Consider the following 21,057-nt stretch of genomic DNA (forward strand, 5'->3'; position numbering starts at 1 on the left):
TGGAAGGAGTGGTGTCAGGGGCCGGCTCCGCGGGCGCGTTGCGGCGGCGCAGCTCGGCCGGGAGGACCAGGAGCGCGACCAGCACGCCGACGGTGCCGACGGCGACGAAGCCCCACTTCGGCCCCAGGTTGTCGATGGCCAGGCCGGCCAGCGGGCCGCCGAGGGCGACCCCGACGGTGAGGGCCGAGTTGTGCAGGCCCATCGCTTCGCCGCGGGCCGCGGCCGGGATCATCCGGCTGATCGCCGAGGAGCTGGCGGTGATCGTGGGCGCGCAGAGGGCACCGGCCGGGATCAGCAGCAGCGCGAGCAACCACCAGTGGGAGCCGCCGAGACCGACCGGGACGGTCAGGACGGCCATCGGGATGAACAGGGCGAGCACCGGCAGGCCGCGGCGAACCGTCCCGTAGGCGAAACCGCCGATCAACGAGAACAGCGCCCACAGCGACATCACCAGGCCGCTCCAGCCGAGCTCGCCGGACGAGCGCAGCACGGCGACGACCGACACGTCGGTGCCGGAGAGCACCAGGGTGGCGGCCATCGTGACGGCGAGGATCGCGACGAACCGAGGCTTGAGCCAGTCACGCCGCGGGACGCGCTCGCCGGCCGAAACCGGAGCTTCGTGCTCGGCGCGGGTGGGCGGGTTGAGCAGCCACAGCCCGACACCGGCCAGCAGAATGCCGCCGGCCAGGGTGAGCATGGCCACGCGCGGGCCGGCGTGCTCGTTGGTGGCGATCAGCACGCCGAGCGCCGGGCCGGCCATGAACGACAGCTCGGTGGTCATCGAGTCGAGGGCGAACGCGGGCAGCCGATGGGACTCGGGGGTCAGCGCGGCGATCGACTGGCGGGCCACCGAGAACGCCGGCAGGGCCAGGAAACCGCCGACGACGGCGACCGGGAGCAGCGCCCAATAGGGCAATGCCTGGGCCACCAGCCAGTAGATGACCTCGGCGATCGTGGTCAGCACCAGCACCGGGCGCAGCCCGCGACGGTCGACCAGGCGGCCCATCACCGGGGCGCCGAACGAGCCGCCGAGGGTGGCGGCTGCCCCGACCAGCCCGGCCGCGCCGTAGCCCCGATCGAGGTCGGTGACCACGTGCAGCGTGATCACCACCGCGGCGGCCGCGATGGGGATGCGGGCGAGCGTGGCGACCACGAGCAAGGATGTGACCTTGGGCAGCGCGAGTGTTTCCCGGTAAGGCTTGAGCAGCATGACGTTCCTGACCTCCGCCAGCGATCCTGCCCCAGGGGTACGACATAAACCAACGGCTTTAGTGCAGCTCACGTCGGCAACCGGTCGCGGGGCGAGGAATGCCCCGAAACAATCCGGAAACGGAACGGCCCCGCCTCCGGTGAGGGAGGGCGGGGCCGTCGTCGTACAGGAAATCAGTGTTTGTTGCTCTCGGTGTCTTCCTGGTAGGTCGCGCCACCGTCGGACTCGTGGGACAGCACCCGCGCCCCGCCCTCGGGCGGGCCGGCGAGCGCGCCGTGCTCACCGGCGGCGAGCTCGGGGAACTTCAGGTCGAAGGCCGGCCGCTCGGAGCGGATCCGCGGCATCCGGTCGAAGTTGCGCAGCGGCGGCGGCGAGGTGGTCGCCCACTCCAGCGAGTTGCCGTGGCCCCACGGGTCGTCGGCCGAGGCAACCTTGCCCACCTTGTACGACTTCCAGATGTTGTAGAGGAACGGCAGCGTGGCCAGGCCCAGGATGAACGAGCCGATCGTGGAGATCGTGTTCAGCGTGGTGAAGCCGTCGCTGGGCAGGTAGTCGATGTACCGCCGCGGCATGCCCTTGGTGCCGAGCCAGTGCTGCACCAGGAACGTGGTGTGGAAGCCGATGAAGGTCAGCCAGAAGTGGATCTTCGCGAGACGCTCGTCGAGGAACCGGCCGAACATCTTCGGGAACCAGAAGTAGATGCCGGAGAAGACCGCGAACACGATCGTGCCGAAGAGCACGTAGTGGAAGTGCGCGATCACGAAGTACGAGTCGGAGACGTGGAAGTCGATCGGCGGGGCCGCCAGCAGGACGCCGGAGAGACCACCGAAGAGGAACGTCACCAGGAAGCCGATCGCGAAGAGCATCGGCGGCTCGAAGCTGATCTGGCCGCGCCACATGGTGCCGATCCAGACGAAGAACTTCATGCCGGTCGGAACCGCGATCAGGAAGCTCAGGAAGCTGAAGAACGGCAGCAGCACCTGGCCCGTGACGAACATGTGGTGCGCCCACACCGACATCGACAGCGCGCCGATCAGCAGCGTCGCGGCGACCAGGCCCTTGTAACCGAAGACCGGCTTGCGGCTGAAGACCGGGATGACCTCGGTGATGATGCCGAAGAACGGCAGGGCGATGATGTACACCTCGGGGTGGCCGAAGAACCAGAAGAGGTGCTGCCAGAGCATCGGACCGCCGGTCGCGACGTCGAAGACGTGCGCGCCGAGGACACGGTCGGCCGCCAGCGCGAAGAGCGCGGCCGCCAGGAACGGGAAGACCATCACCGCGAGCAGCGCCGTGACCAGCATGTTCCAGGTCATGATCGGCATGCGGAACATGGTCATGCCGGGCGCGCGGAGCGTCAGGATCGTGGTGATCAGGTTGACCGAGCCGAGGATCGTGCCCAGACCCGAGATCGCCAGACCGACCACCCACATGTTGCCGCCGACGCCCGGCGAGTGCAGCGAGTCACTCAGCGGGGTGTAGGCGAACCAGCCGAAGTCCGCGGCGCCACCGGGGGTCAGGAACCCGCCGATGGTGATCAGGCCACCGAAGAGGTACAGCCAGTAGGCGAAGGCGTTGAGCCGGGGGAAGGAGACGTCCGGCGCGCCGATCTGGATCGGCACCACGTAGTTGCCGAACGCGAACACGATCGGTGTCGCGAAGAACAGCAGCATGATCGTGCCGTGCATGGTGAACAGCTGGTTGTACTGCTCGGGCGACAGGAACTGCATGCCCGGCCGGGCCAGCTCGGCGCGCATCAGCAGCGCCATGAGGCCGCCCAGCAGGAAGAACACGAAGGCGGTGATCATGTACATGATCCCGATCTGCTTCGCGTCCGTCGTGCGCAGGATCCGGGCGAATGCCGAACCCCTGACCGTCCGTCGCACAGGATACGGACGGGTCGCGATCGGCGACGGCGCAACGGTCGTCACGAATTGCCTCCGTTGTCTCGTTCGACCCACTCGGCACACCAATGATCAGGCGTACCTCGCTGGCAGAATAGTCCCCCACCGACCCCCCGCCGTCGCGGGGTGCTCGCCGGGTGACCAAAGGACCACCCAGGACGAACGCCGGGCAGCAAAGATCGACCGCCCTCGCCGGCCGGCGCGGGCGCGGATCCAGGATCGACGGTGCGGCACGGCCGCCGGGCTCGGCGCCGGACCTAGACCGGCGTGACGAGCCCTTTGTAGTGGTCGGTGAAGATGCGCAGGCCGCGACGGCGCAGCATCGGGTCGCGCAGGGTCGGCGGCACGTCCCTGGTCCGGTCCCGCTCGCGGGTGCGGTCGCGCACCTCCGAGCACCGCGGCCGGCGACGCTCCTCGTACGCCCGGAGGGCGGCCGGGATGTCCGGCTCGGCCCGGCGCAGCTCCTGACCCAGCACCCAGCCGTCCTCGAAGGACATGGCGGCGCCCTGGGCCAGGGTCGGGGCGGTGGCGTGGGCGGCGTCGCCGACCAGCACGACCGGGCCGCGCGACCAGGCCGGCAGGACCACTTCGTCGGTGCGGGCGACGGACACCTTCTCGATCCGCTCGAGGATCGCCGGGATCGGGCCGCCGAACTCGCCGAAGACCTCCTGCATCCGCTCGCTCGGGTCGGCCGGGGCCGGCGTCTCGGGTGCGGTCTCGTCGGCGTAGCAGTAGATCTTGCGGCCACCCATGGGCATCGCGACGAACTGGGCCCGGCGGCCCAGCACCGCGGTCCAGTCGGTGAGCGGCGGGCCGCCGGAGACGACCGCGCGGTAGACGATCTGACCGGTCGGCGTGGCCGGGCCGCCCAGCCCGATCTTGTCGCGGATCGTCGACTTGCGGCCGTCGGCCCCCACGACCAGGTCATATTCCGCGATGGCGCCGGTCGAGAACTCGACCTTGGCGGCACCCTCGATGATCTGCACGTCGCGGACCTCGGTCTCGTAGCGCACCTCGCCGCCGACGCCGGTGAGCAGCACCTGCTGCAGGTCGGCGCGGGAGAGTGCGCGGGACTCGCCGACGCCGGCCCACAGACCGGCCACGTCCATCTCGAACAGCTCACGGCCGCGCGAGTCCAGGAAGACCTGTCGGAAGATCAGGTCGCCGAGCGGGCGCAGCGGGACGTCCAGACCGAGCAGGCGCAGCGCGCGAGACGCGTTACCCGGGAGGTAGATGCCGGCGCCGGGACTCATGCTGGCGGGCAGGGCCTCCACCACATCCGGCCGGAAGCCCGCGACTCGCAGGCCCCGGGCCGCGGCCAGGCCGGCGATGCCGGCGCCCACCACGAGGATGCGCAAGGTCATCGGCCAACGCCTTCCTGTCGATGGATACGCGTCGGAGCCAGAACACTACCGCGTGCCACCGTCGCGGGAAAGTCACGATCAACATCGAGTCCGGTTTGCACAGTTGACTGGGCATCCGACCACATTGGTGTCATCCCTGCGGGTGGTTCCACGGTCGCGAACGCGCGCCCGGCGAGCGCCAGCGCCACGGCCCGGCGCGCCCGGATCGCCCGGCGCGGCAAAGTCTGCATCCCCGTCATGCGAAGGACCCAACCATCGGGGTACGACAATTCCGGGCCACGTGCGGTGACGGCAGAATCGGGGCATGCCGGATCGACTGGACGAATACCGCCGCAAGCGGAACCCCGCCCGCACCCCCGAACCCGTTCCCGGCGAGCGTCCGGCGGCGACCGGGCATCGGCGCTTCGTGATCCAGCAGCACCACGCGCGCAGCCTGCACTGGGACGTCCGGCTGGAGCGCGACGGCGTGCTCGTCTCGTTCGCCGTCCCGCGCGGCCTGCCCCGTGACCAGGCCCGCAACAACCTGGCCAAACATACCGAGGACCACCCTCTGGAGTACCTCGGCTTCACCGGCGAGATCCCGGCCGGGGAGTACGGCGGCGGCCGGATGACGATCTTCGACAGTGGCACCTACGAGACCGGCAAGTGGCGCGACGACGAGATCAGCGTCACCTTTCACGGGGATCGCACGAAGGGCCGTTACGTCTTCTTCCAGACCGGTGGCGCCGACTGGATGGTGCGCCGGATGGACCCCCTTGAGCCGGGCTGGGAGTCGATGCCCGACGATCTGCGACCGATGCTGGCCACCCGCGCGGCGGAACTGCCGGCCGACGACGCCGACTGGGGCTACGAGATGCGCTGGGCCGGGCGGCGGTGTCTCGCGTACGTCTCGGGCGGGCGAGTGCGCCTCGGCGGAGCCGGCGGCGAGGATCTGACCTCGTTGTTCCCGGAGGTCCGGGCGTTGGGCCCGGCGCTCGCGCCGGTCGAGGCGATCCTCGACGGCGAGGTGGTGGCGTTCGACGGCGCGCGACCCGACCCGGCCCGGCTGGCCCGGCGAGCCACCGCGAAGAGTCCGAAGAGGAGCAGCGCGAGGGATCCCGTGCAATTCCTGCTGTACGACCTCCTCTGGCTCGACGGGCACACCACGACCGAGCTGCTCCGTTACGCCGAGCGCCGTGAGTTGCTGGACGGCCTCGCGTGCGCCGGGGAGCATTGGCAGACCCCGCCGTTCTTCCCCGGCGGTGGGCGGTTCGCCCTGGAAGCGGCCCGTTCGCAGGGCTTGTCCGGCGTGGTGGCGAAGCGGCTCGATTCGCCCTACCTGCTCGGCCGGGCGAGCCGGCTGTGGCGGGAGATCACGGTGATCTGAGAGGTACCCCGGTTGCGTACCCCGATGCAGCGGTACCGAAGATGCAACCGGCAGTTTCGTTCAGGAGCGCTGCGGCTCGCCCGATGGCGGGGGAAAGCCTGCGACCGCAGTGGAAAGGGCCTCGACCTCAGCATGCATCCGCACCTGCCCTCGTCCCCCGTCGCCGCCCCCGATCCGGCCGCCGAGTTGTGGCAGTCCGCGGTGCGGGTGCTGGACACCAACTGGTCCGGCGACCACACCGTGCCGTCCCGGCGCCTCTACCCGCATCAGTGGAGCTGGGACACCGCGTTCATCGCGATCGGGCTGGCCTACGTGAACCCGACCCGGGCCTGGCGGGACCTGCACACCCTGTTCGAGGCGCAGTGGCCGGACGGGCGGGTGCCGCACATCGTCTTCGACCCGGCGACCGCGGAGGACGACTACTTCCCCGGGCCCGGGTTCTGGGATCTGCCGGTCCTGGCCGGCCGCCCGGCCCGGCGCAGCACCGGCATCGTCCAGCCGCCGCTGCACGCGCCGGCCGCGTGGGAGGTCTACCGTCACGCGGCGGCGCACGGCGCGGCCTGCGTCAGCGAGGCGCGCACCGAGCTGGCCTGGCTCTACCCCCGGCTGGTACGCCAGCAGGAGTACCTGACCGAGCGACGGGACGCCGCCGGTGGCGGGCTGGCCTCGATCGTGCACCCGTGGGAATCCGGCCTCGACAACAGCCCGGCCTGGGACCAGGCGCTCGCCGAGGTGCCGGCCGACCTGACCCTGCTCGATCGTTACCAGCGGCGTGACCTGGCCGTCGCGGACGCCGCGCACCGGCCCACCGACCAGGACTACGCCCGGTACGTCGGGTTGATCCTCAACTACCGCGACGGCGGTTACTCGGACACCGAGCTGGTGCAGCGGCATCCGTTCGCGGTGGAGTGCCCGGCCTTCAACAGCATCCTCGGCGTGGCCGAGCTGGCCCTGGCGCAGATCGCCGGGGTGCTCGGGCTGACCGGCGAGGCGCGGCGGCACCGCGACCGCGCCCGGGAGATCACCGCGGCGATCTCGCGCCGCCTGTGGGAGCCGGTCAGCCGGACCTTCCGCGCCCGGGACGCCCGCACCGGACGGCTCAGCCCGGTCCGTTGCGTCAGCGGTCTGCTCCCGCTGATGCTGCCCGACCTGCCCGCCGATCAGGTCGAGGCGATCATGGCGGAGGTGCGGTCGGAGCGGTTCGGGCTGCCGGCGCCGAGCGTTGACCGGAGCGACGGGAGCTTCGACACGCACCGGTACTGGCGGGGGCCGGTCTGGGTCAACGTGAACTGGCTGCTGCGCCGCGGCATGCAGGTGCACGGGCGGCGCGGGGAGGCGGAGCAGCTGCGGCGGGCGACGCTGCGGCTGGTCCACGAGCACGGGCACTACGAGTACTTCCACCCGGAGACCGGGGCGGGGCTGGGGGCGCCGACGTTCAGCTGGACCGCGGCGTTGTGCCTGGACCTGCTGGCCGATCGGTCGGCGCCCGCCTACGCCCGGGCGGACTGACGGTTTTCGGGGTGACCGCGCCCACCCACGGAGGCCGCCCTTTCAGGCTTCGCGTTCTGGGCCGGCCACGGCCCTGCGAAGCCTGGAAGGGTCCCCGCGGGAGCGACGGTGAAGGACCACGGCGGAGATGGGCAATGAATATCTTGAATTCTCAGAAGACGACGACCGAGCGCAGCACGTCACCGGTGTGCATCCGGGCGAACGCCTGCTCGACGCCGTCCAGCGGGATCTCCTCGGTCACGAACGCGTCCAGGTCGAGCCGGCCCTGGCGGTAGAGCTCGGTCAGCATCGGGAAGTCGCGGCTGGGCAGGCAGTCGCCGTACCAGCTGGACTTGAGCGCGCCGCCGCGGCCGAAGACGTCGAGCAGCGGCAGCTCGATCGTCATGTCCGGCGTCGGCACGCCGACCAGGACCACGGTGCCGGCCAGGTCACGGGCATAGAACGCCTGCTTGTAGGTCTCCGGCCGGCCGACCGCCTCGACCACCACGTCGGCGCCGAACCCGCCGGTCAGCTCGCGCACCCGCTCGACCACGTCGTGCTCGCGGGCGTTGACCGTGTGGGTGGCACCGAAGCCGCGGGCCCACTCCAGCTTCCGGTCGTCGGTGTCGATCGCGACGATCGTGGTGGCGCCGGCGAGTGCCGCCCCGGCCACCGCGCCGTTGCCGACCCCGCCGCAGCCGATCACCGCGACCGAGTCGCCGCGGGTCACGCCGCCGGTGTTGATCGCCGCGCCGAGGCCGGCCATCACGCCGCAGCCGAGCAGGCCGACCGCGGCCGGACGGGCCTGCGGGTCCACCTTCGTGCACTGGCCGGCGTGCACCAGCGTCTTCTCCACGAATGCGCCGATGCCGAGCGCCGGGGAGAGCTCGGTGCCGTCCTCCAGGGTCATCCTCTGCTTGGCGTTGTGGGTGTTGAAGCAGTACCACGGCTTGCCCTTGAGGCAGGCGCGGCAGTTGCCGCAGACGGCACGCCAGTTGAGGACCACGAAGTCACCGGGCGCGACGTCGGTCACGCCGTCGCCGACCGCCTCGACGACCCCGGCCGCCTCGTGCCCGAGCAGGAACGGGAACTCGTCGTTGATCCCGCCCTCCCGATAGTGCAGGTCGGTGTGACACACGCCGCACGTCTGCACCTTCACGACGGCCTCGCCCGGCCCCGGGTCGGGCACCACGATCGTGGCGACCTCGACCGGCTTGCCCTTCTCCCGGGCGATCACGCCCCGCACCAGCTGACTCATCTGTTGCACGCACCTTTCCGCATGATGCCGACTCTACGGATTTTTCAGTAAGGCTTCGGCCAGCTTGCCGAGCTGGCGGGCCTGGGCCGGGGTGAGCCGGTCGAAGACCAGTTGCTGCACCGTCTCGGCATGACCGGGAGCGGTCTCGGCGACCTTGGCGAACCCCTCGTCGGTCAGCACCGCGATCTGCACCCGCCCGTCGCCGGAGTCCCGCTCGCGGCGCAGCCAGCCCTTCTCCTCCAGCCGGGCCACCACGTGGGAGAGCCGCGACAGCGAGGCGCAGGCACGTTTGGCCAGGTGACTCATGGGGAGTCGGCGGTCCGGATGCTCGGAGAGCGTCATCATCACCAGGTACCCCATGTGCGTGAGCCCGGCATCCCGCTGCAGTTGGGTCTCCAGCGCCGCGGGCACCTTGACCAGCACTTCCACCAGGCTCCGCCAGGCCGCCTGCTGCTCCTGCGTCAACCAGCGGGGCTCGTCCATGCTGGAAGGTTAGTGGCGTTCGGACAGTCGGGCATGGGCCGGGCGGACAGCATTCCACGGCGGGTCACCGAATCGATCGACTTACGTGAACCTCACCGAGTAGGCTGTCCGAGGACTTTCCACCTCGACACGGCGCCGGAACCGGCTGGCTGGGGGGCCTCGGCCGGTTCCGGCGTCGTGCGCCTAATAGCAAAACAAAGTGTTCAGAAATGAACGCGCAGAAACGGAAATTCAGGCGGGCGGATTGTCGAGTCCCGCTTCTTCGAGAGCGTCGCCTTCTTCCTTCGTCTTGTGCACCGCGCCGTCGGCGTGCTCCGGCGGGCCGTAAACGGTGTGCAGAACCAGCGGGTTCGGCCCGTCGTTGACGAAGTTGTGCTGCACCCCGGCCGGGACGATGACCAGGTCACCCTGCTGCACCGTGCGGGTCTCCCCACCGATGATCGCCTTGCCGACGCCGCTGACGAAGGTGAGGATCTGGTCCACGTGGTGGATCTCCGCACCGATCTCGCCGCCGGCCGGGACGGTCATGATGACGAGCTGGGTGTGCTTACCGGTCCACAGCACCCGGCGGAAGTCGGAACTCTGCTCGGCGACAGTGGCAATGACGTAGTGCTCCATGCCGCAAACGCTACCTAAGCGAGGCCGCCCGGGTTCACCGGTGACGGACGGCCGATCAGGTACCCCTGGACGTAGTCGACGCCGAGTTCCCGCAGCATGCGGAGGGTGGCCTCGTCCTGGACGAACTCGGCGACGGTGTGGATGCCGTACGCCTGGCAGACCTGGACCAGGGCACGGACCAGTACCTGATCCTGGGGGTTGTCGACCAGATCGACCACATACTCCCCGTCGATCTTGACGAGGTCGATCGGGAAGAGACGCAGATAACGGAAGGACGCGTAGCCCGAGCCGAAGTCGTCGAGCGCGAGCGAGCACCCCAGATCACGGATCCGGTCGGCGAACCGGCGAGCCTCGCTCAGGTTCCCGATCAGCGCGGTCTCGGTGATCTCGAAGGTGAGCTGTTCGGGATTCACCCCGTACTGCGTGAGCAGCCTCTCCACCTCGGCGGTCAGCCGCGGATCGCCGACCGAGCGGCCGGAGAGGTTGATCTGCAAGCCCATCCCGGGCTGTTCGGTGGCGAGGCGCATGGCCCGCTCGACCACCCACAGGTCGATGTCGAAGACCGCGTCCAGCCGCTCGGCGGTGTCCAGCACCTGGGTCGGCGACTGCGGGCCGTCCGCCTCGTCGAGCACCCGCAGCAGCAGCTCGTGCCGGGTCACCCGGTTCGTCTGCAGCTCCAGGATCGGCTGGGAGTAGAGCGTGAACCGGTCGGTGCCGAGCGCGTCGGCAACCCGGTTCCGGTAGGAGCCCTGCCGGTCACGGGCCGGCACCGGATGCGCGACCAGGGTGACCGGGCAGTCCACCTCGCGCGACTGCCGCCAGGCCTGCTCGGCGTCGATCAGCAGGTCGTGGCTGCCGGCCTCGCCGTCGGGCCGGAAGCGGACCAGCCCGCCCCAGACCCGGGCCCCGGACTCGTCGCGCAGGGACTCGACCAGCGCGTTCGCCTGTTTGCGAGCGGCCGGCCAGGCGCACGCGGCCAGCAGGACGGCGATCTCGTTGGTGCCGACCCGGCCGAGCAGCTGGTCCGGGCCGACCCGGTCCTCCAGGCTCCGGGCGGCCCGGTGCAGCAGGTCGGCGTCGCCGCTGTCGGCCTGCACGCGCAGCACCAGCAACGCCCCGGACGCCTGGCGCAGCGCACGGTCGATCTCGTCGGCGAACCGGGCGCGGGTCAGCAGGCCGGTCGCCGGGTCCGGATCGACCAGCGAGGTCTGCACGGTCTCGCCGCGGCGGGTCAGCCGGGCATCCTCGCGGCGGGCCCGTTCCCGGTCGGTGACGTCGCGGACCGTGCCGCGGATGCCGCGGACGGTGCCGTCCGGGCTCATCATCGGCTCCAGCCGGCAGTCGACGTCGAACCAGCCGCCGTCGTGGCGCATCAGCCGGACCGTGGACCGCACGGTGGCCCGGGTGGTCCAGGCCTCGGTGATCGCGCCGAGCGCGGCGGCGAGGTCGTCGCGGTGCACGTAGCGGGCGAGGACCTGGCGGGTCATCCCGTCCCGGGCCGGCGTCCGGCCGAGCATCGCGGACAGGGCGGCGGACCAGACGATCTGATCGTTGGCGGCGGTGTAGGAGAACCAGGCCGCGCGGTCCTCGGCCGGCGGGCGGGGCTCGGGCAGCGAGGCGGCCGGCGGCGTCCAGCGCTCGCGTTCTTCGGGCACGGTCATCCGGCAGCACCTCCCCCCTCGAACACGACTGCTTCCCCAGCCACCACGGACCCCTACCTATTACGACCTGTCACCGGGCCGCAGTAACAGTGGACGCCTTGTCAAAGTTTTGACGTATCCGCAGGCGAGGCCAGGAGCAGGGAATTATCGCCCATCCAGAGTAGCGAAACAACCGAACGGAGGACCGCTTTCCTACCCAATTCCACCGAAAAGCGCCTCAGCCTCCATGACAGACAGTCACTGTTTGTGTCCAGCGGAAAACCTTGCGCAGTTTCCTACCCACGAGCCACCGTCCACATGCACGCGCCGTTCCGAAAAACATGCGGTGGGTGACCCTCACTCGACGGCCGGAGTGATCTCCAACTCGGTGACGCGCTGCCACACCGGCCGCATCGCCGCCTCCGGCTCGCGGGCGAAGACACTGCCACGGATCCGGACGAACACGCAGTTTCCCACCCGTTCCAGCACAGCCTGCCGCCGCATGTCGCTCTCCCACCGCTCCGGCCCCTGGTAGGCGTCACCGTCGCACTCGATCGCCAGCCGCCGGCCGTCCGGCGCGTTCAGCACGAAGTCGATCCGGTAGCCACCGATCCGGAACTGCGGGATCGGCCGGTAGCCCCGCACCGCGAGAAGGCGCAACACATCGCGCTCGAAATCGCTTTCGCACCGGGCCGCCGGATCGCTCACGGTGTTTTCCACCGAGACATTCATCGCGTACGACAACAGGAGCGCCCGTGCGTCGTCCGGGAGCAGAGATCCGGGCCGGACGGAATGGTAAATCCACAACTGATCACGGGCCCGGGACGCCGCCACATTGATCCGGCGGTGGTAATCGCGCTTGGTGAACGCCGCAACGCGGGGATCATTCTCGGACACGACCATGGACACGAGCATTACGTCGCGTTCGTCGCCCTGGAACGTGTAGGCGTCACCGACCCGCAGGCGCCGCGCCTGGATCTCGTCCTCGCCGATCGCCTCGCGCAACTGGGTGAGCAGGTGTCCGGCCTGACCGCTGCTGCTCAGCAGACTGATCACGCCGAGCGTCCGGCCGTCGTACCGCGGATCGGAGACGATCTTCGTGATGCGGTCGACCAGGGCGTCCGCCTCGGCCGGGTTGATGTCACCGACACCCGGGAGGTTGACCCGGGCACCCTCCGGGCAGAACTCGGTCCGGATCGGCGGCAGCGCGGGACGATCCGCGCGCAGCGGCATGATCTTGCCGTCGTAGTAGTGCCGCGACGAGAACTCGATGATCTGCGGCACCGACCGGAAGTGCTCGGTCAGCAGGATCCGCTCCGGAGAGCGTCGCACCGCGTGATCATAAAGTGACGACTCGGGGTCGAAGTGCTCCGCCGACGGCACGTCGCCCAGGTGCCGCTGGATCAGCCCCTGCACCGACCCGACGAAGCCGAGTTGCGGGCCGATCTGCTGATCGTCGCCGACCACCACGGCCCGCTCGGCCAGCGACAGGACCGGCAGCGCGAACAGATCCGCCTGCGACGCCTCGTCGACGATCACCACGTCGAAGGTCGCCCCGCCGGCGAACTGCTCGATCGCCCGGTCCACCGACATGACCCAGACCGGCACCGCGCTCACCGCCGACTCCATCGCCCGCTGAGCGTGTGCCTGCCAGAGCGCGGCGCTGCGACCGGTGCCCTTGCCGATCTTGCGGAGCGCGGCGGTCCAGTCCGCGAGCGCGGCCCGGCGCCGGTCGTCCAGCGCGCGGGCCACCTCCAGCCAGGCCGAGGCGACGACCAGCTCACCGGTCCGGCGGCGGATCTTCGCGCGGGCGCGTTCCACCCGCCGGCCCAGCACGGCCGGGTCGACGTCACCGACCACGCCGTCGAACCAGGTCTGCGCGCGCCGCCACTCCCACGCCTCCAGGCAAGCCTGCCCGGAGACCACCGGGTGCTCCCCCGTGGCGATCTTCGCGGCCCACTCCGGCGCCACGGTGACCAGCCGGTCGTGCGCGGCATGGAACCGCAGCACGTCCGGCTGCAGCAGGGCCACCCGGGTGATCTCCGCGAGCGCCTCGTCCCAGCCGTCCAGCTTCTGCCAGGCCTGCGCCAGCTCCGGCCACGGCGCCAGCCGCTCGGCCACCGCCCGCTCGGCCGCCTGCGCCTGTTCCAGGGCGAAGATCTCGCCGGCGCCGTCGATCAGCTCGGCCACGGCCGCGAGACGCGCAGCATCCAATTCAAGATCAATTTGCGGTACGACCTGGGCCATCCGCTCCACCAGCGGAGGCCAGCGCCGCAGATCGAACTCGAGCGACTGCGCCGCCTCGGTCAGCAGCAGCCCGGCCCACACCTCCGGATCGGTCCAGCCGCCCGCCGGCTCGTCGATGCGCAGCCGGTCCACCCAATCCGTCCACACGTCACCGAGCCGCCGATGGGCCTGCGCCCGCCGCACCCGGGCCGCGACCAGATCCACGTCCTCGGCCGTGCGCATCGGCTCGCCGTCGACCCGGATCTCGTCCGCCACCCGGAACAGGGCCGCCTGCAACAACCGGTTCAGCCCCTTGCCGGCCGCGAACCGCTGACGGATCTCGGCCAGCCGCACCAGCAGCAGCTTCGGCTCGGCCAGCAACTGCTCCCCGATCACCACGCGGTGGCCGGCCTGCTCCTTCGCACTCGCCGCCAACTCGTCGAGCAGCGCCGCGACCGTGGCGACATGATCCGCCCACAACGTGCGCCAGTGCTGGTCGTCCATCAGCCGGCCCAGACGGTCCGTCCACGTGCCCTCGCGACGACGCAGCCACGACACCGCCTCGCGGAGATCGTTCATCAGCTCGGTGTGGGCGGGGCGGTGCCGAGACCGTACAAAATCGATGTCGACGCCCTGGTCCAGCAGGCGCGACAGACGCAGCTGCGCCGCGGCGATCTCGGCCCTCCGGGCCGAGGCCGTGGCCTCGTCGGGCAGATCCATGATCTCCGGCAACGGGCGCATCGACGCGGCCCGGTCCTCCGGGGTCATCCGCGCGGCCAGCTTCAACAGCGACGCGAACTCCTCGATGGTCAGCGGTGGCGGACCCGAGACCGGATCCGGGATGCCGCCGTGCGCCGCCGCCCGCTCCCGCAGCCACGCACCGACCTCGGCCGGGAGCAGACCGACCCCGCCGATCTGGTACGTCGTGGCCTCGCTCTCGGCGATCAGCCGCAGCCCGGCCAGCGCCGACGCCAGCTCGCGCTCGGCCTCCTCCAAGCTCACGGTGAGACGCTCGACCCGCCGCGCCTCGGCCTCCTTGTCCAAGGTCGCGGCACGGTCCGAGAGCTCCCGCGCAGCGAGCTGCAGCTGGACCAACTGATCGGTCGTCCGGCCCAGAACCGCCAGGCAGAGCGCCCGCACCTCCTCGGGCAGACCGTCCCGCAGCACCCGGAGCGGCTCCTCCTTCTGCGCGACGACCAGGACCCGCTTGCCGTTCGCCATCAGATGGCAGATCAGGTTGCGGATGGTGTGCGTCTTTCCCGTGCCGGGCGGGCCCTGAACAGCGACGTTGCGGTGCTGCGCCAGCCGGCGCGCGATCGACTCCTGCGCCTCGTTGGTAGGCAGCGGCATGAGCAGGCGCGCGCCGACCCGGTCCCAGAACTCCGGATGATCGTCGGGCATGGCGAGGCGGCTGGGCTCGTGCGCGAGGATCGCGGCCAGGGCGCCGACGCCCTCGATGGCGCGGTTCTCGGTGAGGCGGTTGCGGAGGTTCTCCAGGAAGCCGCGGAGCTGGCGCTGGCGGGGACGGGCGAAAAGGACAGCGGTGTCCCTGATCAGGGTTCCGGTCGCCTTCTCCGCGGCGCCCAGGACCATACGGTCGTGGCCGAGACGGGTCAGGGCCCGCTCGAAGAACTCCCGGCGCTCCACGTCGTTCCAGAGGTCGACCTCGACGACACCGCCCGGGCCGGCCAGGCCCTGAAGCTGGCTCAGGTGACGTTCGTCGAGCCCGTGCAGAGCATCGGTCTGCAGCCGGGACGGGCCGGCCGGGGAGACGGTGATCAAGGCGCGATCCGCGTCGTACTCGATCAGGACCGGGGTCGCCACCAGCGGATAGCGGACCCGGGTGCCGTTGATCTCGGTCTCCAGGAGGCCGTGGCCCCAGACCATTTCGGTGGTTGCGGCGGCCATGTCGATCTGGTGCATGCGGTCGAACAAGTTGCGGTGCAGGTCGCGGGTTCGGTCGGCGGCGGCGGTCAGGTGGGACCAGGGGCGCCAGGTCTCGTCGCGCCAGCGGTCGAAGTTGTCCGGGGCGGTTTCTTCGTCGTTCTCGGCGTTTCCGGCGTTCTCTGCGCTGTTGGCATTTCTGGCGTTCGCGGCACTCCGGACACTCCCGGCTTCCACGGCTTTCTCGGCGGCTTCAGCCCCGTCTGCCCGATTTATGCTCGCTTCTTGCGATTTATGGTCGTGGATCATCGCCGGTTCGGCAGCGGCGGTGACTTCGCCGCGCAGGCGCCGGCGCAGAGCGGCCGGAACACTCACCGGCGCCGGCAACTCGGGGCGGCCGACCCGCAACCAGGACGCGCCATCCGCGCCCGGACCAGCCTGGCAGTCCGGGTGAGCGGGCAATCCGTCCAGCCAATGCGCATCCGGCGGCACGGTGCGGGCCGGGCGGTCCATCTGCGCGCGGACCGCAAGGAGGTAGTCGGCGACCGCGACAGCCCGGTCCCGGATCGTCGTGGGCGACTCCATCCGGTGAAGTCTAGAGGCGGCGCCGGCGCCCCGCTCCTACGGTCGCCCGCCGTCCCGGCACCCGGATCCAGGCCTTCCCCGAATCACCTCAGGCCTCCTCCGGATCGCGGCCGACCTCCTCCGGAACGCGTCAGGCCTCCTCCGGAACGCGGCCGACCCCCTCCGGAACGCGTCAGGCCTCCTCCGGATCGCGGCCGACCGCCGACCGGCCGCCGTCCAGCGGGATGATCGCGCCGTTCAGGAACCCCGCCGCATCCGACAACAGGAACGCCACCACCTCGGCGACCTCCGCCGGACTGCCCATCCGGCCGACCGGCTGCAGCAACCGGATCTCCCGGTCGAAGGCGAGACGGTCCGCTTCCGGTAGTCCTCGGAGATACGACGCCGACCGTTCGGTCGCGACAGAACCCAGGGCAAGAGCATTTGCCCGTACGCCGCGAGCACCGTAATCCACTGCCAACGCCCTGGTCAGGCCCTCGATCGCGGCTTTCGCCGTCGCGTACGGCAAAGCCCCGCGGACCGCTCGCTGCGCCTGATGCGACGACATGTTCACGATCGCGCCGCCGCCGGGCGGGAACCAGCGCAAGGCGACCGCACAACCGGTCAGTGCCAGATCGAGGTTGCGCCGGATCAACGCGCTCACCTCGGCGGCCGAGGTCTCGTGCAGCCACGCCGCGGGAAAGACCGCCGCATTGTTGACCCAGCCGCGCAGCGGGGCCGCGGAGGTGGCGGTCTCGGCGGCGTGCTCGGCCACGGCCTGCGCGGAGGCGTCACCGATCACCGGGAGGATCCGATCCCGGGCCGGGTGGGTCGCCACCCAACCGACGGCGTCGGGGTCGTTCTCCAGCACCACGACGGTGTGCCGGCCGGCGACGAGACGTTCGACGACGGCACGCCCGATTCCCCGGCCGCCGCCGGTGACCACGATCGACCGCTTGTCCATCGCCCTGCCCCCAACGCCGCCGACTCCGTCGTTGGTCATTTTCCCGCGGAGCCTCACTCGCGCACACCGGCAGCGGGACCGGTGAACGACCGGCAGGTCAGGAGATGGCAGAACCGACGCTCGCCAGCGTGTTTCCGGGCCGGGCGGGACCGGTGCTCACCGCGGACGTCTCGCGCGCTTTCCGGGCGGCGGAACCGGCGGACGCCGCCCAGGGCCAGGGCGGGAGGGCGGCGGAACCGGTGGACGCCGCCCAGGGCCAGGGCGGGAGGGCGGCGGAACCGGTGGACGCCGCCCAGGGCGGGAGGGCGGTGTCCACCGGGCGGCTCCGGCCCGCCGCTGATGGAAGCCTTGCCGGAGGCCGCGGACTCGGGAAGATTCCGAGCCCGCGAACCCCGGCCTCAGGGGAACTGCATGCGCCGGGGACGCGGGATCACCGGAGGCGGAAGAGGCAGATCGTCGAGGTGGCTCCAGTTCAGAGTGCCGTTGTCGGTGGACTTGACCTCGCCCAGGCAGGCCCGCAGCAACCCGAGATTCGGCGCCCCGGCGTAGCCCGCGATCACCACCTCGGGCTTCGGCTCGATGCGCGCGATGGCCGCACAGATCTTGGCGACCTCCCGCTCGTCGACCGCGTCCAGCGGGAGCGGCGACTCCACCGGCGAGCGGCGCCACGGCGGCCCGAACCGCCCGAGCAACTCGCGAGCGAGCCGCCCGAACGAACGGCCCACCTCGGCGTCGGCCATCGACAGCCGTGCGGACTGCCCGTAGCACCACGGCACCACGATGTGCCCGTTGATCAGAACCAACTGGTAGACCGACCGGGGAACGCTGATGATCTCCGCCCCCGGCAGCGTGCCCAGGAAGAGCACCAGCTCCTCGTAGGGCAGTGCCCAGCGCGGATTACCCAGCACGCGCTCCACGGTCTGCGTCATGGCCGAATGTGCGTGCACCTCACGGTCGATCGCTGTGCTCAAGGCCTCCGGCACCCGGGTCCACAGCTCGTCGGCGACCCTGTCACCGAACTGCTCGACCAGCCAATCGCTGGGACCGACGAGAACGTCTGGACGCATTCCCCATCACCACCGTCCGTGATTCCGACGTCACTGCTGGCTAGAAGAGTTGCACTTCCGATGATCGACTGGAAGGGGCGGCGACGAGATCATAAAAACGAACGTGAATGAAATCGCGCTTGCCGACCAAAGGCTAGCCACCACGACGGGGCGTCAACCCGAGAAGTATCGAAACCTGCAACTTGCGCGGCGAACCGCACGCGCAAGTTGCAAGCCGGTTTCGCTTTCCCCCGCACCCGATATTGAACACCGGACTTATTTCCGACCGGTGACGGAGAAGAGAACATCCCTTCACGACCGTTGATCAAATAGCTCGCCACCTGCACGACCGCCATCCGGCGGATCATTCCGATCGCGTACGCCGACGTGGAACTCTCGGACGGAAACTTCTTCCGGACCCTGCCACCCTCTTCCAGCTAGATCGACACAGGCCCGACCGCCCCGTGGCAACCGGGCAAACCCCGGGCGTCGGCGCAACTTGAGACATGCCCACTGTCGGATTCCCGTCAGAACGTCTGCTCTTTGATCAAATTCTCCGGGCGAGCGCTCTCCGGAGCGCTCGCGCCGCCGCGATCTATCGATCTTGGACAGGCAGCCGGTCATCCGCTCCGCACCATCGACTCTCAGCATTGCGGAACCTGGCCGAATCGAACACGGCGGCCTTGTATCGATCCAATCCGAACCGCAGACAATTCCCGCGGCACTCGTTACGACTTCGACCGAACAATCAGCCGGGAGTCAATTCCTCATTCACCGGCGGAAGCCCGCACCGCATATGCCGCCGCCACCGCACGGCCGGTCGCTGATTCCGCCCCGACCGTCTCCGCGGTCGCCTGCCACACCGCCTCGGCCAGCGCCTCGCGAGCAGCACGCACGGTCACCTGGATCTTCTCAGCGGTGTCCGCCGCCGTTCGCTGCCGGATCCCCTCGTCCAGCTCCAGCCCGAGCAGCTCACCGCCGGGCCCGACGGTGACGCTGACCAGGCCGTCGGGGCTTCGCGCCGTCCCGCACACGCGATGGAGCCGGCCAGACAACTCACGTGCCCACCGTGCTCGCTCCCCGAACCCGGATCGCCACTCATCGAGCCAGGCCTGTGCGTCACCGAGCTCACGATCGTCGAACATGGACGCTCTCCTCTCACCGTGGAGCCACGCTAGCGCCGTCGGCAAGATCATGGAGCGGCCTGTGGACAACCTCGGTCAGCCGGGCCCGACGGTGTCCCAGGAGTAGTCGAATCCGGTCGGCGGCAGGCACCATTCCCGCAGCACAGCGAGGAGTTCCGACTCGTCCGCGGCCTCGGCGTGGCGCAGCCGGACACCTCCGAGATCCTGGTCGTAGCCCTCCAGGCGATCCGACTCGTACTCCCAGTGGGTGACCAGGAAGCTGCGGCCGGCATCGCTGCGCGCGACACCCCGGCGGAGCGCGGCCTCGTCGGCGGACCGCCCGCTGGGCACGATGTGCACGAACGACCAGCGGTGCGGCTGCGAGGCCGGGACCGGCATCGCCAGCCTGCGGCCGAGCCGCAACGCCGCCAGCTTCGGAGCGGGCCAGCTCCATTCGCGATGATCCATAGCGTGTCGAAGAGTACCCACGGGAGGGGTCGGACAAAAAAACTTGGGAAAAGCGCCGAGCTGGGCCGATCGACGGCGTGGATCACCGAAGTTTCCGCAGACCAGCACCGGCGTCGGCAATTCCGTCGGTCGCCCGCGCTACGGTGCCCGGGTGAATGAGGTCAGCCCGGCCGAGGAGGCCGCCACCGTGATCGCCGCCGTGCTCGGCGATCTCCGCTCCGGCCGGCACCGGGGCGTCGTCGTCGACTCACCGCCCGGCGCCGGCAAGTCGACGCTGGTGGTGCGCGCGGCCGGCGAGCTGGCCGCGACCGGCGAGCCACTGATGATCGTGGCCCAGACGAATGAGCAGGTCGACGACCTGATCGAGCGGCTCGGCACACGATCCCCGGAGGTGACGGTGGGTCGGCTCTCCGCCGTCGACTACGAGCGGACGGATCGAGTGAAGGAACATCCGAGCTGTCGCGTCGCGGCGAAGGTGCCCGACCTCGGCTCACCGGCGATCACCATCGGCACAGCGGCCAAGTGGGCCACCGTCGCCGAGGGCAGCTGGCCCTGGGCGATCGTCGACGAGGCTTATCAGATGCGGTCCGATGCACTGCTGCGGGTCGCGCCGCGGTTCGAGCGGGCGCTGTTCGTCGGCGATCCCGGTCAGCTCGACCCCTTCTCCACCGTCGAGGTCGAGCGCTGGACCGGCCTGTCGTGGGATCCGATGCAGAGCGCGGTGGCAGTTCTGCTGCGTCACAATCCGGAGCTTCCGGTGCACCGGTTGCCGGTCTCCTGGCGGCTGCCGGCGTCGGCCGCGCCGGTGGTGGCCGAGGCGTTCTACCCGTTCACCGGCTTCCGCTCGGGCACCGGCCCGGGCGACCGCACGCTGCACTTCGAGCGCCCCGCCGAGACCCCGCTCGACCAGGTGCTGGACACCGCGGCGAAAACCGGCTGGGGCCTGCACGAGCTGCCTGCGCGGTTCACCGTGCGCACCGATGCGGAAGCCGCCGCGGCCTGCGCCCAGCTCGCCGCCCGGGCGCTGGCCCGGGGCGGGGTCGCCGAGTCCGAGGCCGGGCGGGGCACGCTGTCACCGGCCCGGATCGCGATCGGCGCGGCGCACCGCGACCAGGCCGCGGCGATCCGTGGGCTGCTGCCACCGGAGGCGGCCGGCATCACCGTCGACACCGCCAACCGGCTCCAGGGCCGGGAGTATGACCTGACCGTCGTCCTGCACCCGCTCTCCGGCCGGCGCGACGCCACCGCGTTCCACCTGGAGTCCGGCCGGCTCTGCGTGCTCACCTCACGGCACCGGCACGCCTGTGTGGTGGTGGCCCGTTCCGGCATCCCGGAACTGCTCGACGCGCACCCCTCGACCGAGCCGATGCACCTGAACGTGCCGGTCAAATTCCCGGACGGATGGGAGGCGAATCAATCGATGCTCGCGCATTTATACCGAACGTAACCC

14 protein-coding genes and 1 pseudogene are annotated in these 21,057 nt (G+C 70.4%); 3 read left to right on the top strand and 12 right to left on the bottom strand.

What is annotated here, in order from left to right; all coding sequences use genetic code 11:
- Positions 1–4: 4 nt before the first annotated feature.
- From ACH442_RS11605 to ACH442_RS11615, 3 genes and pseudogenes are all read right to left on the bottom strand, one after another.
- Positions 5–1,210, bottom strand: a pseudogene (locus ACH442_RS11605) (MFS transporter); the annotation flags it as partial.
- A 173-nt stretch (positions 1,211–1,383) separates the two neighbouring features.
- On the bottom strand, positions 1,384–3,141 hold the full coding sequence (ctaD, locus tag ACH442_RS11610; RefSeq protein WP_396337885.1) for a cytochrome c oxidase subunit I: 1,758 nt from the start codon (positions 3,139–3,141) through the stop codon (positions 1,384–1,386).
- A 230-nt stretch (positions 3,142–3,371) separates the two neighbouring features.
- A complete protein-coding gene (locus ACH442_RS11615) occupies positions 3,372–4,478 on the bottom strand; it encodes an FAD-dependent monooxygenase (protein WP_396337886.1) in 1,107 nt (368 codons plus the stop codon).
- Positions 4,479–4,782: 304 nt separating this feature from the next.
- On the opposite strand from ACH442_RS11615, the gene ACH442_RS11620 reads away from it, so the two are divergent.
- Entirely contained in the window at positions 4,783–5,844 is a 1,062-nt protein-coding gene (locus tag ACH442_RS11620; RefSeq protein ID WP_396337887.1) for a DNA polymerase ligase N-terminal domain-containing protein, read from the top strand.
- Between the two features lie 132 nt (positions 5,845–5,976).
- Positions 5,977–7,353: an MGH1-like glycoside hydrolase domain-containing protein gene (locus ACH442_RS11625; protein ID WP_396337888.1), complete on the top strand. Its 1,377-nt coding sequence runs from the start codon at positions 5,977–5,979 to the stop codon at positions 7,351–7,353.
- A 151-nt stretch (positions 7,354–7,504) separates the two neighbouring features.
- Here the strand turns inward: ACH442_RS11625 and ACH442_RS11630 are convergent, their stop codons facing one another.
- The 9 genes from ACH442_RS11630 to ACH442_RS11670 form a co-directional block, all read right to left on the bottom strand.
- Entirely contained in the window at positions 7,505–8,590 is a 1,086-nt protein-coding gene (locus tag ACH442_RS11630) for an S-(hydroxymethyl)mycothiol dehydrogenase (RefSeq protein ID WP_396337889.1), read from the bottom strand.
- Between the two features lie 33 nt (positions 8,591–8,623).
- Entirely contained in the window at positions 8,624–9,073 is a 450-nt protein-coding gene (locus ACH442_RS11635) for a MarR family winged helix-turn-helix transcriptional regulator (RefSeq protein ID WP_396337890.1), read from the bottom strand.
- A gap of 231 nt (positions 9,074–9,304) precedes the next feature.
- Positions 9,305–9,691, bottom strand: a complete 387-nt coding sequence (locus tag ACH442_RS11640) for a cupin domain-containing protein (protein WP_396337891.1) — start codon at positions 9,689–9,691, stop codon at positions 9,305–9,307.
- Between the two features lie 14 nt (positions 9,692–9,705).
- Positions 9,706–11,352 carry an EAL domain-containing protein gene (locus tag ACH442_RS11645; RefSeq protein WP_396337892.1) on the bottom strand — a complete coding sequence of 549 codons (1,647 nt, stop codon included), beginning with the start codon at positions 11,350–11,352 and terminating at the stop codon, positions 9,706–9,708.
- 336 nt (positions 11,353–11,688) lie between these two features.
- On the bottom strand, positions 11,689–16,026 hold the full coding sequence (locus tag ACH442_RS11650) for an AAA domain-containing protein (RefSeq protein ID WP_396337893.1): 4,338 nt from the start codon (positions 16,024–16,026) through the stop codon (positions 11,689–11,691).
- Positions 16,027–16,198: 172 nt separating this feature from the next.
- Positions 16,199–16,969, bottom strand: a complete 771-nt coding sequence (locus tag ACH442_RS11655) for an SDR family NAD(P)-dependent oxidoreductase (protein ID WP_396337894.1) — start codon at positions 16,967–16,969, stop codon at positions 16,199–16,201.
- A gap of 398 nt (positions 16,970–17,367) precedes the next feature.
- Positions 17,368–18,036: a hypothetical protein gene (locus ACH442_RS11660; RefSeq protein ID WP_396337895.1), complete on the bottom strand. Its 669-nt coding sequence runs from the start codon at positions 18,034–18,036 to the stop codon at positions 17,368–17,370.
- 746 nt (positions 18,037–18,782) lie between these two features.
- Positions 18,783–19,160, bottom strand: coding sequence for a YbaB/EbfC family nucleoid-associated protein (locus ACH442_RS11665; protein ID WP_396337896.1), 378 nt, complete (start codon positions 19,158–19,160; stop codon positions 18,783–18,785).
- 75 nt (positions 19,161–19,235) lie between these two features.
- Complete coding sequence (locus ACH442_RS11670) at positions 19,236–19,607, bottom strand: hypothetical protein (RefSeq protein WP_396337897.1); 372 nt, start codon at positions 19,605–19,607, stop codon at positions 19,236–19,238.
- Positions 19,608–19,758: 151 nt separating this feature from the next.
- Here ACH442_RS11670 and ACH442_RS11675 point away from each other — a divergent pair, with 151 nt between their 5' ends.
- Positions 19,759–21,054, top strand: coding sequence for an AAA family ATPase (locus ACH442_RS11675; RefSeq protein WP_396337898.1), 1,296 nt, complete (start codon positions 19,759–19,761; stop codon positions 21,052–21,054).
- Positions 21,055–21,057 lie beyond the last annotated feature (3 nt).

The sequence above is a fragment of the Actinoplanes sp. NPDC020271 genome (assembly GCF_044388125.1).
Taxonomy (GTDB): Bacteria; Actinomycetota; Actinomycetes; order Mycobacteriales; family Micromonosporaceae; genus Actinoplanes.